Origin of the sequence: Pelagibacterium lacus, assembly GCF_003345525.1 — a bacterium.
GTDB classification, from domain to species: domain Bacteria; phylum Pseudomonadota; class Alphaproteobacteria; order Rhizobiales; family Devosiaceae; genus Pelagibacterium; species Pelagibacterium lacus.
Window position 1 is genome coordinate 117,847 of the sequence record NZ_QQNH01000007.1, and the last position, 14,892, is coordinate 132,738.

The 14,892-nt window shown below is 64.9% G+C and carries 12 protein-coding genes; 10 read left to right on the forward strand and 2 right to left on the reverse strand.

The genetic code is table 11. The features are described from left to right. Positions 1-111 precede the first annotated feature (111 nt). From DVH29_RS07445 to DVH29_RS07485, 9 genes are all read left to right on the forward strand, one after another. Positions 112-1,593, forward strand: a complete 1,482-nt coding sequence (locus tag DVH29_RS07445) for an ABC transporter substrate-binding protein (protein ID WP_114645590.1) — start codon at positions 112-114, stop codon at positions 1,591-1,593. A gap of 29 nt (positions 1,594-1,622) precedes the next feature. Continuing rightward, positions 1,623-2,570 (forward strand): ABC transporter permease, encoded by a 948-nt coding sequence (locus tag DVH29_RS07450; protein ID WP_114645537.1) that lies wholly within the window; start codon positions 1,623-1,625, stop codon positions 2,568-2,570. After that, positions 2,567-3,400 carry an ABC transporter permease gene (locus tag DVH29_RS07455; RefSeq protein ID WP_114645538.1) on the forward strand — a complete coding sequence of 278 codons (834 nt, stop codon included), beginning with the start codon at positions 2,567-2,569 and terminating at the stop codon, positions 3,398-3,400. Before DVH29_RS07450 ends, DVH29_RS07455 begins: the two co-directional genes overlap by 4 nt. Beyond that, on the forward strand, positions 3,397-5,001 hold the full coding sequence (locus DVH29_RS07460; RefSeq protein ID WP_114645539.1) for an ABC transporter ATP-binding protein: 1,605 nt from the start codon (positions 3,397-3,399) through the stop codon (positions 4,999-5,001). Before DVH29_RS07455 ends, DVH29_RS07460 begins: the two co-directional genes overlap by 4 nt. A gap of 69 nt (positions 5,002-5,070) precedes the next feature. Continuing rightward, complete coding sequence (locus DVH29_RS07465; protein ID WP_114645540.1) at positions 5,071-5,724, forward strand: protein-L-isoaspartate O-methyltransferase family protein; 654 nt, start codon at positions 5,071-5,073, stop codon at positions 5,722-5,724. 172 nt (positions 5,725-5,896) lie between these two features. After that, positions 5,897-7,246 carry a TolC family outer membrane protein gene (locus DVH29_RS07470; RefSeq protein WP_114645541.1) on the forward strand — a complete coding sequence of 450 codons (1,350 nt, stop codon included), beginning with the start codon at positions 5,897-5,899 and terminating at the stop codon, positions 7,244-7,246. A gap of 196 nt (positions 7,247-7,442) precedes the next feature. Further along, complete coding sequence (locus DVH29_RS07475) at positions 7,443-8,132, forward strand: DUF2497 domain-containing protein (RefSeq protein ID WP_158541600.1); 690 nt, start codon at positions 7,443-7,445, stop codon at positions 8,130-8,132. A gap of 101 nt (positions 8,133-8,233) precedes the next feature. Then, positions 8,234-10,957, forward strand: a complete 2,724-nt coding sequence (locus DVH29_RS07480) for a valine--tRNA ligase (RefSeq protein ID WP_114645543.1) — start codon at positions 8,234-8,236, stop codon at positions 10,955-10,957. A 551-nt stretch (positions 10,958-11,508) separates the two neighbouring features. Then, the gene (locus DVH29_RS07485) at positions 11,509-12,309 is read left to right on the forward strand and encodes a tetratricopeptide repeat protein (RefSeq protein ID WP_158541601.1); all 801 of its coding nucleotides are present in this window, start codon (positions 11,509-11,511) and stop codon (positions 12,307-12,309) included. Between the two features lie 58 nt (positions 12,310-12,367). Here the strand turns inward: DVH29_RS07485 and xth are convergent, their stop codons facing one another. Both xth and DVH29_RS07495 read right to left on the reverse strand, forming a co-directional pair. Continuing rightward, a complete protein-coding gene (gene xth / locus DVH29_RS07490; RefSeq protein WP_114645545.1) occupies positions 12,368-13,174 on the reverse strand; it encodes an exodeoxyribonuclease III in 807 nt (268 codons plus the stop codon). Between the two features lie 49 nt (positions 13,175-13,223). Then, entirely contained in the window at positions 13,224-13,574 is a 351-nt protein-coding gene (locus DVH29_RS07495; protein WP_114645546.1) for a HesB/IscA family protein, read from the reverse strand. A gap of 81 nt (positions 13,575-13,655) precedes the next feature. Between DVH29_RS07495 and DVH29_RS07500 the strand changes: the two genes are divergently transcribed. Continuing rightward, positions 13,656-14,852: a deoxyguanosinetriphosphate triphosphohydrolase gene (locus tag DVH29_RS07500; RefSeq protein ID WP_245944913.1), complete on the forward strand. Its 1,197-nt coding sequence runs from the start codon at positions 13,656-13,658 to the stop codon at positions 14,850-14,852. Positions 14,853-14,892: the final 40 nt, after the last annotated feature.

Here is a 14,892-nt window from a genome sequence, read left to right on the forward strand (position 1 = left end):
ATCGTTCCATGCTGCGTTTGCCGGCACATGCCAGACGGATCGCACAGGAAAGGCGATTGCTATAAGGTCTCGCCGGGAATCGCAATGGAAGCGGCAGGCAGGGAGTGGCATATGCGGCACGGCGGATCGTTGGTTTTGGCTTCACTGGCCCTCGTGCTCGCCATGACGGCACCGGGAGCGGCGCAGAGGACCGATGTGGTGGTCGGCCTGGTGCTCGAGCCGCCCCATCTCGACCCCACCTCGAATGCGGCGGCGGCCATAGACGAGGTGGTCTATGCTAATCTCTTCGAGGGGCTGACCCGCTTCGGGGCCAATGGGGATATCCTGCCGGCGCTGGCGGAAAGCTGGGACATTTCGCCCGATGGGCTCACCTACCGCTTTACCCTGCACGACGGCGTGACGTTCCATGACGGTGCGGCGCTGACGGCGGCGGATGTGGTTTTCAGCCTCGACCGGGCGCGGGCCGGCGATTCGGTCAACGCGCAGAAATTCCTCTTCGCCGATATCGAGGCTGTCGTGGCCGAGGACGACCGCACGGTGGTCGTGACCCTTGCCCGCCCCAACGGCAATTTCCTCTTCAACATGGCCTGGGGCGATGCGGTGATCGTCGCGGAGGCCAGCGCCGGGACCAATGCGACGCAGCCGATCGGGACCGGACCGTTCCGGTTCGAAACCTGGCGGCAGGGCGACAGCGTCACTCTGGTGCGCAACCCGTCCTATTGGGGAGAGCCGGCCCGGCTCGAAAGGGCGACGTTCCGGTTCATTTCCGATCCCACCGCCGCCTTCGCCGCCATGATGGCCGAGGATGTCGATACCTTCCCGGTGTTTCCCGCCCCGGAAACCCTCTCCATCCTCGACGCCGATCCGCGCTTCGAAACCGTTGTCGGGACCACCGAGGGCGAGACCATCCTCGCCATGAACAATCGCCGCGAACCGCTCGACGACATCCGGGTGCGCGAGGCGATCGCCCACGCCATCGACCGGCAGACCATCATCGATGGGGCGATGTTCGGCTATGGCACGCCCATCGGCACCCATTTCGCGCCGCATCACCCGGCTTATGTCGACCTGACCGGGCTTTCGGCCCATGATCCGGCGCGCGCGCGGGATTTGCTGTCCGAAGCCGGCGTCGAGGGCCTGCGCCTGTCGCTGGCCCTGCCGCCGCCGGTCTATGCGCGCCGGGGGGGCGAGATCATCGCGGCGCAATTGCGCGACGTGGGCATAGAGACCGACATCGTCAATCTCGAATGGGCCCAATGGCTGGAACAGGTTTTCGGCAATGCCGATTTCGACCTGACGGTGATTTCCCATACCGAGCCCATGGATATCGAGATCTACGGGCGCGAAGACTATTATTTCGGCTATGGAGCGCCGGAATTCCAGGCATTGTGGGACGAGCTCAACCTCACCCTGGACCCCGACCGGCGCAATGCGTTGTTGGGCGATCTTCAACGCAACATCTCGGAAAATTTCGTCAACGCCTATATTTTCCAGCTCGCCAAGGCGGGCGTGCAGAATGTCGACCTCGAAGGCATGTGGATCAACGCGCCGACCCAGGCGACCGACCTCACCCAGGTCTATTGGGCCGACTGAGCGGCCCCTGACATGAGGGCGGCAAGGGCATGACCCGCTTCGTGCTGGGCAGGGTGACGATGATGCTGGCCAGCCTGCTGGTGGCCAGCATCGTCATATTCCTCGTGCTCGAAGTGCTGCCCGGCGATCCTGCCGCTTTCATGCTCGGCCTCAACAGCTCCGCCGAGGCGTTGCAGGCCCTGCGCGAGCAATTGGGGCTCAACCAGCCGGTTCTCGCCCGTTACGGGGCGTGGCTGTCGGGCATGGTGCGGGGCGATTTCGGGATCAGCTACACCTATCGGGTTCCGGTAGCCGGGCTGATCGCCGATCGCCTCTGGGTTTCCCTGCCGCTGGCCATATATGCGCTCACCCTGTCGACACTGATCGCCATTCCCGTCGGGCTGCTCGCGGCGGCCAACCGCAATGGCGCGGTCGATCTGGGCGCCATGGGCCTGGCGCAGATCGGCATCGCGCTGCCCAATTTCTGGTTCGCCATGCTGCTGGTGCTGGTGTTCTCGGTGGGCCTGCGCTGGTTTTCCTCCGGAGGGTTTCCCGGCTGGGAGGACCCAGGGGCCGCCATGGCCGCCCTGACGCTGCCCGCCATCGCCCTTGCCCTGCCGCAGGCCTCGATCCTGGCCCGCATCATGCGCTCCAGCCTCATCGACGCCCTGGAAGAGGATTATGTGCGGACCGCGCGGGCCAAGGGGCTGACGCGGACGCAAGCTCTCATCCGCCATGCCCTGCGCAATGCGCTGATCCCGGTGATCACCATCATGGGCCTGCAGTTTTCCTTCCTGCTGGCCGGGGCGATCATCATCGAGAACGTCTTCTACCTGCCCGGCCTGGGCAGGCTGGCCTTCCAGGCCATATCGGCGCGCGACCTGATCGTGGTGCGCTCGGTGGTGATGATCCTGGTCTTTGCCGTGATCGTCGTGACCTTCCTCGTCGACATCGCCTATGCTCTTGTCGATCCGCGCCTGCGGCAGGGCCGGCCATGAAGAAAGGGACGAGGCTCCAGCCCAACCTCCTGATCGGCGCCGCCATCTCGCTGCTGGTTCTCGCCATGGCGCTGCTGTCGCTCGTCTGGACGCCGTTCGACGTGACGGTCCTCGTGGTGGGCGACCGCCTGCAACCGCCCAACGGAACCCATTGGCTGGGGACCGATCATTTCGGCCGCGACATCTTCTCGATGATCCTGGTGGGCGCCCGGACCTCGATCGCGGTGGCCGTGGTGGCGGTGGGGCTGGGCATCGGCCTGGGCGTCCCGCTCGGACTTGCCGCGGCCGCCAATGCGGGATCGCTGCTCGACGATCTGGTCATGCGCGGCAACGACATTGTCTTTGCCTTTCCGGCCCTGATCATAGCGATTCTCATCACCGCCATCTTCGGCCCGGGCGCCATCAATGCGATCGTCGCCATCGGCATTTTCAACATCCCGGTCTTCGCCCGCCTGACCCGCGGCTCGGCGCTGGCCCTGTGGCCGCGCGATTTCATCAAGGCGGCGCGGCTGGCGGGCAAGGGGCGCGTGCTGATCTCCATCGAGCACATCCTGCCCAATGTGGCCAATACGCTGATCGTCCAGGCCACGATCCAGTTTTCCCTCGCCATCCTGGCCGAGGCGGGGCTGGCCTATGTGGGGCTCGGCGCGCAACCGCCCATGCCGAGCTGGGGGCGGATGCTGGCCGAGGCCCAGACCATGATCGCCCTCGCGCCGCATGTGGCGATCATTCCCGGCCTCGCCATCGTCGTCACCGTCCTGGGGCTCAACCTGCTGGGCGACGGTCTTCGCGATATTTTCGATCCCCGCATGCGGGGACGTCGGCCATGAGCCTGCTCACCCTCGACCATGCCGGCCTCACGATCGACGATCACCGGATTCTCGATGGCGTCTCCCTGTCCGTCGCGCAAGGGGAGGTTCTCGGACTGGTCGGGGAATCGGGGTCGGGCAAGTCGCTCACGGCGCTGTCGATCCTGAACCTCTTGCCGCGCGGCGCGCGGCTGTCGGGCCGGATCGATTTCGACGGCACGGCGCTTTCGGCCCTCTCCGAGCGGGAGATGACCCGGCGGCGCGGCGCCGAGATCGGCATGATCTTCCAGGAGCCCATGACGGCGCTCAACCCGCTGATGACCATAGGCGACCAGGTGGCCGAAACCATCCGCATCCACAAGGGCTGGGGCCGGGGCAGGGCGCTTCGATCGGCCGGCGATATCCTCGCACAGGTGGGACTACCGAGCGAAAAGGTGTCCCCCTCGCGCTACCCGCACGAATTGTCCGGTGGCCAGCGGCAGCGGGTCGGGATCGCCATGGCGGTGGCGCTCGGTCCGAAACTCCTGATCGCCGACGAGCCGACCACCGCGCTCGACGTGACGACCCAGGCGCAGATTCTCGCGCTGCTGGCCGAACTGACCAAAACCCTCGACATGGCCCTGCTGCTCATCACCCACGATCTGGGCATCGTCAGCAGCATGGCCGACCGGGTCGCCGTGCTGCATGCGGGGCGTGTGGTGGAGACCGGACCGACCGGGGCGGTCCTTGCGGCGCCACGGCAAGCCTATACGCGCCAGCTTCTGGCCGCGACCCTGCACCGCCCCCAGCGCATCGCGCGGGCCGGAAGCGATGTCCTGCTGTCGGTCGAGCATGTGGTGCGCGACTATGCCTTGCCCCGGCGCGGCCTTTTCGCGCCGCCGCAAAGCGTCCGGGCCGTCGACGATGTGAGCTTCGTCATCCGGCGTGGCGAAAGCGTCGGACTGGTAGGCGAGAGCGGAAGCGGCAAATCCTCGCTGGCCCGCGCCATTGTCGGGCTGGACCGCCCGCAGGCGGGGCGGGTGCGGATGGGCGCGGTCGAGATCGGTCCGGCCGGCGGGGGGACGACCGCCATCCTGCGCGACATGCAGATGGTGTTTCAGGACCCCTATGGGTCGTTCAACCCGCGCCATCGCGTGGACCGGCTCGTCGCCGAGCCACTGCATCTGTTGGGCCGCGACCGACCCGGGGCGGACGAGCGCAGCCGCAGGGTCGCTGCGGCGCTGGAGGCGGTGGGAATATCGCCCCGGATGGCCGACCGCTACATCCACGAATTTTCCGGCGGCCAGCGCCAGCGGATCGCCCTGGCGCGGGCCTTGATCGTCGAGCCGGAGCTGATCGTGCTCGATGAAGCTGTGTCGGCGCTCGACGTCTCCATCCGCGCCCAGATCCTCGACCTTCTGGCCGATATCTCCAATACGCGAGGCGTGGCGCTGCTCTTTATCGCGCACGACCTGCATGTGGTCCGCGCCATCACCGACCGGGTATTGGTGATGAAGGATGGGCGGATCGTTGAGGAGGGGGAGACCGGCGACGTTCTGTCCCGCCCCCGGCATCCCTATACGCAGGCCCTCGTCGCCGCCACGCCGACCCTTGCCCGCGCTGCGGGCGGGGAGGCGGGCTAGGCCCTTGCTTCGGTTCCGTGGCGGCGCTATGGAGCCGAGTACGGCACCTGGACAGGACGAGGCTTGAAAATGGTCGATTTCGCACGCGCGCGCCGCACGATGGTAGACAACCAGTTGCGGACCAGCGGGATTACCGACTGGCGGATTCTCGATGCGATGAACCGTGTTCCGCGCGAACGCTTCGTCCCCGAAAACCAGGTCGCCTTCGCCTATAGCGAGGAGGCGATACAGCTCTCGCCGCTCCGTGCGATGATGGTTCCCTCGGCCTTGGCCCGTCTGATCCAGCTGGCCGAGATCGGCAGCCAGGACGTGGTGCTCGATGTCGGTTGCGGCACCGGCTATTCTACGGCGGTCATCGCCGGCCTGGCCAATGCGGTCGTGGCGCTCGAGAGCGAGGAAGCCCTGGCGGCCAGGGGCAATGATATCCTCGCGCATCTCGATATCGGCAATGCGGGGATCGTCACCGGACCGATCGAGCGGGGCGTGCCCCGCGAGGCCCCCTTCGGTGCCGTCATCCTCCAGGGCGCCGTCGACGCCGTGCCGCCGGCCCTGTTCGAGCAATTGAGCGACGGCGGAAAGCTCGTGGCGGTGATCGGCAGCGGCCACGCGGCGGTGGCCCATCTCTATGTCAAGACGGGCGACGACGTGGCGTCGACCCCGACGTTCAACCTGAGCCTGCCCATGCTGGGGCAGTTCGCGCCGAAGCCCGAATTCGTGTTCTGATCCGGCAGGGGAACGCTTTTCGCCCGTCGCGCCCTGTGGCACACTGCTACAGTGTTGCCGACTCAGCACGGATGGCATCTTACCGACATTAAAACTTGGTTAGATCGGCATTTGCGATTGAACGCCGTCCCGCCGGCACGTACCCTGCGCGGACGCTGGAGGCTGACAGTTTATGTTTGTATTTAGAGTATTGCGGCTTGGAGCGACGGCGCTTCTCGGGTTCTCGGCGTTGATATCGGCGGCGCAGGCGGAAACACTGACGTCGGCTCTTGCCTATGCCTATGAGAACAACCCCGATATTGCATCATCCTTTCTTTCCGTCAGGGCCGCAAGGCAGGGCATCCGCGCCGCGGAAGGCGCCCATCTTCCCACCATCGGTGCGGAAGGCACGCTCGGCGCGTCCTGGAACAGCGCCACCAATGCCTGGACCTCCAGCGACAGCATCGGCATTGGCTATAACCAGAATCTTTTCGACAACAATGCCAGCAGCGCCGCAATCAAGGGTGCGCAGGCGCAGTATGATGCGGCCATCTACGGCGCGCAGAACGCCGAGCAGAACGTGCTGCTCGCCGTGGTTCAGGCCTATGTGCAGGTGGTGACCACGCGGCGGATCGTGGAAATCCGTAATGAAAGCATTGGCTTCGTCGAGGCTCAGGTGCAGGCGGCGCGCGACCGTCTCGATCTCGGCGAAGGCACAAGGCTCGACGTGGCGCAGGCGGGAGCGAGCCTCGCCCAGTCGCAGGCTTCCTATCAGGCGGCGGTCAACAATCTGCGGGTCGCGGAAGCCAATTACCAGCGCTATGTGGGGCGCGCGCCGTCGAGCCTCGAAGGCGGATACAATTATCAACACCTGATGCCGCCCTCGCTCGAGGCAGCGATCGCACAGGCCACGACCTCCCATCCGGCCCTGCTGGCCACCGCGTCCCAGTTGCAGGCGGCGCAATATGGCTATGAGGAAACCATCGCCAGCTTCGGCCCCAGCCTGTCCTTCTCGGGCAATGTCGGGGCAGGTGGTTTTACCGGCAATACTGTGACGACCCAGGCCAGCGTCAGCCTCCGCCTCTCGGTGCCCATCTATACGCCGCAGCGCGACCCTGCCATCGAGCAGGCCAATATATCCCAGATCCAGAGCCAGCTTCAGGGCCTGGCCACCCGCGACCAGATCGTCGAGGCCGTGCGTCAGGGGTGGTCCGGCATCCAGGCGACCACCGCACAGATCGAGGCGGCGACCGCCGCCGTGGCGGCCAGCCGCATCGCGCTGCAGGCGGTGATGGACCAGAACGAGGTGGGCCAGGCCACGACCAATGACGTGCTCGACGCCCGCGCCTCGGTGGCGACCGTGGAGGAGGCCCTGATCACGGCGCAATCCCAGCGGACCCTCGCCGCCTATTCGCTGATCGCCGCCATCGGCCAACTCAGCGCGGCCGACCTGCGACTTCCCGTCCAGGCACGCACGGTGGAAGGCGAGGTGATCGTCAGCGTCCCCGCGCCCACGACCGATGCCTGGGGTAATCTCCGCTAGCCCAGCGGTCCTGCTTTTCCGTGGAGAACCCGTTCTCGCCCACGGCGCGGGCTTTTCGGGTGCGAACGTCTCGCGTTAAGGTGCTGTAAAGCGAATCGCCCGCGCGTGCCGGCGATCCGCACAGTGCAGCGTACCGGCCCCATGGGCCATCGACAGCGGGGCGAACATGAACCAGCCGGCATCCAAAGAACCCACAATGGATGAAATCCTCTCATCGATCCGGCAGATCATCGCCGATGACGACGAGGCGGCCGCCCAGAAGATGCCGTCGCCCCGCGCCGCCGCGCCGATGGCGCCCAAGCCGGTCCCCGTGCCCGACCCCGAGCCACAGACCTTTAAGGCGGCTCTGATCGATCCCTTCAGCGACGACGATGAGGACGAGGTCGCGCCGCTCGCCCTCTCGCCCGAGCAGATCGTCGCCGAGCCCGAGCCCGAGGAGCCGGTCGAGATGGAAATGCCGTCCCCGGCTGGCCTGGATGCAGTTGCCGAGCCGGTGGTGCCGGACCATGTCACCTTTGCCGAGGATCGGGACGAGGGGCCCGCGCTGCGCGCCGAGCCGGTGCGCATCGAGCGGCCCGTCGAATCCGCCAGGACGCAGCCCAACATCTCCCAGGCGGCGCCCATGCCCGATTCCCGGCTTTCCAGCGATCTGGCCGACCAATTGCTCGAACCGGCGACCTCGGCGGCCGTGCGTAGCGCCTTCTCCCGGCTTGACACGCCCAGGCTGTCGCCCGACATGGCGCTCGGGGCCAATGGGCTGACCATCGAGGCCATGATCCGCGAGATGCTGCGCCCCATGCTCAAGGACTGGCTGGATGAAAACCTGCCCTCCATGGTCGAGCGCATCGTGACCCAGGAAATCGAGCGGGTTTCGCGCGGCGGTTGACTTGGGCCCCCGGCTCGGTTTTAGACAGTGAACCCATTCTTTTTGCGGCCCGTCCCAGGCATTGGGGCGGGTTGTCGTTGTGACAGCAGGTATCGGCAAACATGATCGACAAGACCTACGAACCGGCTTTGGTCGAGGGGCGAATTTATGAGGCCTGGGAAGGGGCGGGCGCCTTTGCCGCCGGCGCGGGCAGCAAGCCCGGCGCCGAGAGCTATTCCATCGTCATCCCGCCCCCCAACGTCACGGGCTCGCTCCATATCGGCCATGCGCTCAACAACACCATCCAGGACGTGCTGGTGCGGTTCCAGCGCATGCGGGGCAAGAACGTGCTCTGGCAACCGGGCATGGATCACGCCGGCATCGCGACGCAGATGGTGGTCGAGCGCCGGCTGAGGGAGGCCCAGCAACCGGGCCGCCGCGAGTTGGGACGGGAAAAATTCATCGAGAAGGTCTGGGAATGGAAGGCCGAGAGCGGCGGAACCATCCTCAATCAGCTCAAGCGCCTTGGCGCCTCATGCGACTGGTCGCGTGAGCGGTTCACCATGGACGAGGGCCTGTCGCGGGCGGTGCTCAAGGCCTTTGTCCGGCTCCACAAGGAAGGGCTGATCTATCGCGACAAGCGCCTCGTCAACTGGGACCCCAAGCTCCAGACGGCGATTTCCGACATCGAGGTCGAACAGCGCGAGCTCGACGGCAATCTGTGGCATTTCCGCTATCCCCTCGACGGCGTGCGATACGACCCGGAGGATTCCTCGACCTATATCGTCGTGGCGACGACCCGGCCCGAAACCATGCTGGGCGATACCGGCGTGGCCGTTCATCCCGAGGACGAACGATACGCGCATCTTGTGGGCACATTCGTGCATATGCCGGTCACTGGACGCCGCATACCCATCGTGGCGGACGAATATGCGGACCCGGAAGCGGGTTCGGGCGCGGTCAAGATCACTCCGGCCCATGATTTCAACGACTTCGAAGTCGGCAGGCGCAACGCGCTGCGCGTCATCAACGTCATGTATCCCGATGCCTCTATCTGGTTGCGCGATAACGAAGATTTCCGCGAGGGACTGACCCCGTCCGCCATGCAGGAGCAGGTCTGGGAACAGCTCGAGGGGATGGATCGCTTCGCGGCGCGCAAGCTGATCGTCCAGATCATGGAAGAGGGCGGCATGCTCGACAAGATCGACGCCCACCGCCACGCCGTGCCCCATGGCGATCGCGGCGGCGTGCCCGTTGAGCCCTATCTCACCGACCAGTGGTTCGTGAACGCCGAAGTTCTGGCCCAGCCGGCGCTTGCCGCGGTGCGCGAGGGGCGGACCAAATTCGTTCCCAGGAACTGGGAAAATACCTTCTTTGCCTGGCTGGAAAACATCCAGCCCTGGTGCATTTCCCGCCAGCTCTGGTGGGGACACCAGATTCCCGCCTGGTACGGGCCGGATGGCACGATCTTCGTCGAGGAGACCGAGGCGGCTGCGCTCGCGGCAGCCAGGAGCCATTATGGTTCGGACACCGCGCTGGAGCGCGATCCCGACGTGCTCGACACCTGGTTTTCCTCGGCCCTCTGGCCGTTCTCGACCATGGGGTGGCCGGACGAGACCGACGAACTCAAGACCTACTATCCGACCAGCGATCTGGTCACTGGCTTCGACATCATCTTTTTCTGGGTCGCACGGATGATGATGTTCGGCCTCCATTTCATGGAGACCGAGCCCTTCGAGCACGTCTACGTCCATGCTCTCGTCCGTGACGAGAAGGGGCAGAAGATGAGCAAGTCCAAGGGGAACGTCATTGATCCTCTAAAACTGGTTGAAGAATACGGCGCCGATGCCACCCGCTTCACGCTGGCGGCCATGGCGGCGCAGGGGCGCGATATCAAGCTCGCCATGGGCCGCGTTGAGGGTTACCGCAACTTCGTCACCAAGCTCTGGAACGCGGCGCGCTTCCTCGAAATGAACGAATGCGTCCGCGTGGAAGGGTTCGACCCCGCTTCGGTCGAAAACTCCCTCAACCGCTGGATCGTCGGACGAACCGCCAAGGCGGCCGAAATCGTGACCAGGGCGATCGGGGACTACAAGTTCAACGAAGCGGCCAATGGCGCTTATGATTTCGTCTGGGGCACGTTCTGCGACTGGTTCGTGGAACTGGCCAAGCCCCTGTTCTCGGGCAGCGACGAAGCCGCCAAGGCCGAGACGCGCGCCACGGCGGCCTGGGCACTCGATCAGATCCTGAAGCTTCTCCACCCCTTCATGCCCTTCGTGACCGAGGAGTTGTGGGCCGAGACCGGCAAAAGCGGCCCCCGTCGCGACGGCTATCTGATGCTTTCGGCCTGGCCCGACCTTTCGGGCCTGTCGTTCCCCAAGGCGGAGGCGGAGCTCAACTGGCTGGTCGAGGTGATTTCGGCCATACGCTCGGTCCGGACTGAAATGAACGTGCCGGCCGGTGCCAAGGTGCCGCTCGTCGTCATCGGCGGCAATGGCGAAACCACCAACCGCATCACCGTTCACCAGCCGGCCATAGAGCGTCTGGCGCGGGTGTCCGATATTTCGGCGGCCGAGGCCGTGCCCGCCAGCTCGGCGCAATTCATCGTCGGCGAGGCGACCTGGGCCCTGCCGCTGGCGGAGTTGATCGACCTCGACGCCGAACGGCAGCGTCTGGCCAAGGAGGTCAAGAAGCTGGACGGCGAGATCGCCGGGCTCGGCAAGAAACTCGGCAATGAGCAGTTCCTCGCCAAGGCTCCCGAAGAGGTCGTCGAGGAGCAGCGCGAACGCCTCGCCGAGGCCCAGACGCGGCGCGAAAAACTGCAATCGGCGCTCGCCGGGCTGTAAGAGCACCGGCCGGCGCGGGCGATGTGACATTATTGGCACAAAGGGTTTGTGATTCGTCCGCTGGCGGGGCGAGTCACGATTCCCTAACACCACACGCCACAATCTTACCCTAAACCAGCCGGACAAACGCTGGTGGTGGGCGGATTATGATCGGCGAGCGGCGTGTGATGGCCGCTCTGCGATAGCCGCCTGCCGAAAACCTTCCCATGCGTAAAATCGGCGAAGGCAAGGAGCAGGGATAGATGGCGATTTTTGCGTCAATGGCAGGTCTTGGGAGCGGGGCATTTCCCGGCCATGGGTCTGTGCAGCGCGGCATTCGCTTTAATGCGGACACAATGGACCGCTATTTTCCCGATCATCAAAGGCTGTCGGCAAAGACAGCGGGGGCCGGCCGGACATTTGCTCGGCTCGGACGGCTCTATAATAAAAATAGCAGGTTGGCGGCAGACTCGTCTGTCGTTCTCGATGAGACGGTAGCGCTTTCCGCGGCTGTGGAACGGACGCACTTTTGCGTGCCGATCTCCGCGCGGCGGGAAACGAGAAGGTGTACCATGGCGATTGTTCGTAGCGCCGCGCTGGTTCTGGCAGCGGCCATGACTCCGGTTTTCGTTGCCGGCGGCGTTCAGGCCCAGACGGCCCTGGATGCGGCGCAGGAACTGGCCCAGATGCTCGATGGCGCGTCCCGGGCCGAGCTCGACGGCAGCAATCTCGTTTCCGCGCTCGAGGGCGCCGCGGATGCCGGCCAGCCCATCGCGCTGTGGCAACTGGGCGTCATGTATGAGACCGGCGCCGGCGTGGAAAAGGACCCCGCCAAGGCCTTCCAGTATTTTTCGCAGATCGCCAACGACAATGCCGATGCGCCGCCCAGTTCGGTCGATGCCGATATCGTGGCGCAGTCCTTTATCAAGATCGGCGACTATTTCCTCAACGGCGCCCCCGATGCGGGCATTGCCGAGGACAATGCCCGCGGCCGCACGCTGATCATGCATGCCGCGTCCTATTTCGGCGACGCGGATGCGCAATATCGGGTCGGCCTGTTGTATCTCGATCCGCAGGAACTCGGCCCCAACCCGCTGCAGAGCGCGCGCTGGTTTTCGCTCGCTGCCCGCAAGGGCCATCCGGGCGCGCAGGCCCGACTCGGCGACATCCTCGTGCATGGCTATGGCATCGAGGCCCAGCCGACCGAAGGGCTGATGTGGCTCAACATCGCCTATCGCAGGGCGCTGGGAACCAGCGACGAAGGCTGGATTCGCGAGTTGATCGAATCGGCAATGGCCGGTGCCAGCCCCGAAATCGCCGAGGCGGCGGTTCGGGCCGCCGACACGGTCGGCATGCAATTCGCCGAGTACTGATCGCCCGATCCGTTAGAGCGCTGCCAGCAAAGATGGGGAGCGCGACGAGGTGAAAGCTCTAAGCAGTGCGGCGCGACACACCCACCAGAGCGAAATCGCCCTCGACCGGCACGTGGTCGGAAGGCTTATCCCAGCCCCTCGTATCCTTGTGCACGGTGACGGCGTTGAGCCGGTCGGCGGCCTGGGGCGAGAGCAGCAGATGGTCGATGCGAATCCCCGCATTGCGGCGCCACGCCCCGGCCTGAAAATCCCAGAAGGTGAAGGCCTGCTCGTCGGTGGTGGCCCGCAAGGCGTCCGTCATCCCCAGATTGAGGATTCGGCGCCATTTCTCGAGGCTTTCGGGCCGGAACAGGGCATCTCCCCACCAGACTTTGGGATCATGGCAGTCGAAACCGGTCGGGATGAGATTGAAATCGCCCATGAGGACGAAAGGCTCCTCCAGTGCCAGCCGCTCCTCGACAAAGGCGTAGAGGCGGTCCATCCAGCTCAGCTTGTAGGGAAATTTTTCGCTCTCGACCGGATTGCCGTTGGGAAGATAGATGTTGCAAACCCGGACGATGCCGCCGTCCTCGGTCGAAAACACGCCCTCGATCAGGCGCGATTGCGTGTCCTCGTCACCACCCGCCAGGCCGCGATGGACCTCGTCGAACGGAATTTTCGACAGCAGGGCCACGCCGTTAAAGCTTTTCTGGCCATGGGTCTCGATATTGTAGCCGCGGGCTTCGAACTCGGCCCGCGGGAAATTCTCATCGAGGCATTTGATTTCCTGCAGGCCGACGATATCGGGCTTGGATTCGTCGAGCCAGGTGAGCACGGCCGGCAGCCGTGCGTTGATGCCGTTGATGTTCCAGGTCGCGATTCTCATGGGCCGTCCTTATGATGGACGGCCAGATTACCCGCGCGGGGGAGAGGGATCAAACGGCAAAACTGGTGCCGCAGCCGCAGGACGCGACGGCATTGGGGTTCTTGATCTGGAAGGATTGCCCGATGAGATCATCGACGAAATCGATCTCGGCCCCGCCCATGAATTCGAGGCTCATGGAATCGACCAGCACCGTGGCGTCGCCCTTGCGCAGCACGATATCGTCCGCGCCGGGTTCTTCCTTGACCAGATTGTATTCATACTGGAAACCGGAGCAGCCGCCGCCGGCGACCGCAATGCGCAGCACGGTCCCCGGTTCTTCTTTGGAAAGAATCCGGCTAATCCGCTTGGCGGCCCGGTCCGTCAGAACGACGTCATGCGATGCGAGTTCGGTCTCAACCATTTTCCAGCCGATCGGTTCGGAAGTGATGTCTGCGTCTAGAACATAATATCGTAAGGCTACGATGAAAAGAGGGGGCACGTCATGCCTGACATGCAGAAATCGATGCCAGCGCCTTACGCCGCCGATCCCGCTCATACGCGAGGCAGGCTGTACAAGCCCTCTGCCAGCCCCACGCGGTCCGAGTTCCAGCGCGATCGCGACCGGATTATCCATTCGACCGCCTTTCGCCGCCTGCAGCACAAGACCCAGGTCTTTCTCCATCATGAGGGGCATCATTATCGCACGCGGCTGACCCATACGCTGGAGGTGAGCCAGATCGCCCGATCGATCGCCCGGGCACTGCATCTCAATGAGGATCTGGCCGAGGCGGTCGCGCTGGCGCACGATCTCGGGCACACCCCATTCGGCCACGCCGGCGAGCGCGTCATGGCGACAAAAATGGCGCCCTGGGGCGGCTTCGACCACAATATACAGGCGCTGCGCGTGGTGACCCTGATCGAGAATCGCTATGCCGAGCACGACGGGCTCAACCTCACCTGGGAAACCCTGGAAGGCATCCTCAAGCATAACGGCCCGGTGGTGGGCGATGGCCTCTCGCTGCACGGGCAGGACATTGCCATCGCGCTCCGGGAGATCGTGGCCAGCGCCGATCTGGAGCCCGGCACCTATGCCTCGCTGGAGGCCCAGGCGGCCGCGATCGCCGACGACATCGCCTATAACGCGCATGATATCGACGATGCGGCCCGGGCCGGGCTCATCTCGATCGGCGATCTCTCCGCCTTGCCTCTGGTGGGGCCGATCGCCGGCGAGGTGCTCGACATGTGGCCCGAGGCCGAGCGCGGCCGGCAGATTCACGAAGTGCAACGGCGGCTGATCACCCGCCTGATCGAAAACGTCATCGCCGAGAGCGCAGAGGCCATCATCGCGGCGGCCCCCGCCAATGCCGATGCCGTGAGGGCCATGGGCCGCTTCCTTATCGGGTTTTCGCCCGATGTGGTCGATGCGGAGGTCGAGCTCAAGCAATTCCTCTTCGCCAAGGTCTATCGGCATCCTCTCGTCATGACCCCGGTGAAGGTGGGCGAGGGCGTCGTGAGTCGGCTTTTCGACCGCTATATGGAAGAGGGCGACATGCCCGGCCGCTGGGGCATGGCCTTCGGCGCGGCCCGCAGCGACGCGGCGCGGGCCAGGGTGGTGTGCGACTTCATCGCCGGAATGACCGATCCGTTCGCCCTGGACGAATATGCCCGCCTGTTTGACGAAAGACCGGATTTCCGGTAACCGGCTTGCCCTGTTCCCAAGGTTACCCACAGGCCCTTAT

What these genes read in the sequence shown, in the direction of transcription:
- DVH29_RS07445 (WP_114645590.1), top strand. Translation starts at nt 112, where the DNA reads ATGCGGCACGGCGGATCGTTGGTTTTGGCTTCACTGGCCCTCGTGCTC.
- DVH29_RS07470 (WP_114645541.1), top strand. Translation starts at nt 5,897, where the DNA reads ATGTTTGTATTTAGAGTATTGCGGCTTGGAGCGACGGCGCTTCTCGGG.
- DVH29_RS07480 (WP_114645543.1), top strand. Translation starts at nt 8,234, where the DNA reads ATGATCGACAAGACCTACGAACCGGCTTTGGTCGAGGGGCGAATTTAT.
- DVH29_RS07475 (WP_158541600.1), top strand. Translation starts at nt 7,443, where the DNA reads ATGGATGAAATCCTCTCATCGATCCGGCAGATCATCGCCGATGACGAC.
- DVH29_RS07455 (WP_114645538.1), top strand. Translation starts at nt 2,567, where the DNA reads ATGAAGAAAGGGACGAGGCTCCAGCCCAACCTCCTGATCGGCGCCGCC.
- DVH29_RS07485 (WP_158541601.1), top strand. Translation starts at nt 11,509, where the DNA reads ATGGCGATTGTTCGTAGCGCCGCGCTGGTTCTGGCAGCGGCCATGACT.
- DVH29_RS07465 (WP_114645540.1), top strand. Translation starts at nt 5,071, where the DNA reads ATGGTCGATTTCGCACGCGCGCGCCGCACGATGGTAGACAACCAGTTG.
- DVH29_RS07500 (WP_245944913.1), top strand. Translation starts at nt 13,656, where the DNA reads ATGCCTGACATGCAGAAATCGATGCCAGCGCCTTACGCCGCCGATCCC.
- DVH29_RS07460 (WP_114645539.1), top strand. Translation starts at nt 3,397, where the DNA reads ATGAGCCTGCTCACCCTCGACCATGCCGGCCTCACGATCGACGATCAC.
- xth (WP_114645545.1), bottom strand. Translation starts at nt 13,174, where the DNA reads ATGAGAATCGCGACCTGGAACATCAACGGCATCAACGCACGGCTGCCG.
- DVH29_RS07495 (WP_114645546.1), bottom strand. Translation starts at nt 13,574, where the DNA reads ATGGTTGAGACCGAACTCGCATCGCATGACGTCGTTCTGACGGACCGG.
- DVH29_RS07450 (WP_114645537.1), top strand. Translation starts at nt 1,623, where the DNA reads ATGACCCGCTTCGTGCTGGGCAGGGTGACGATGATGCTGGCCAGCCTG.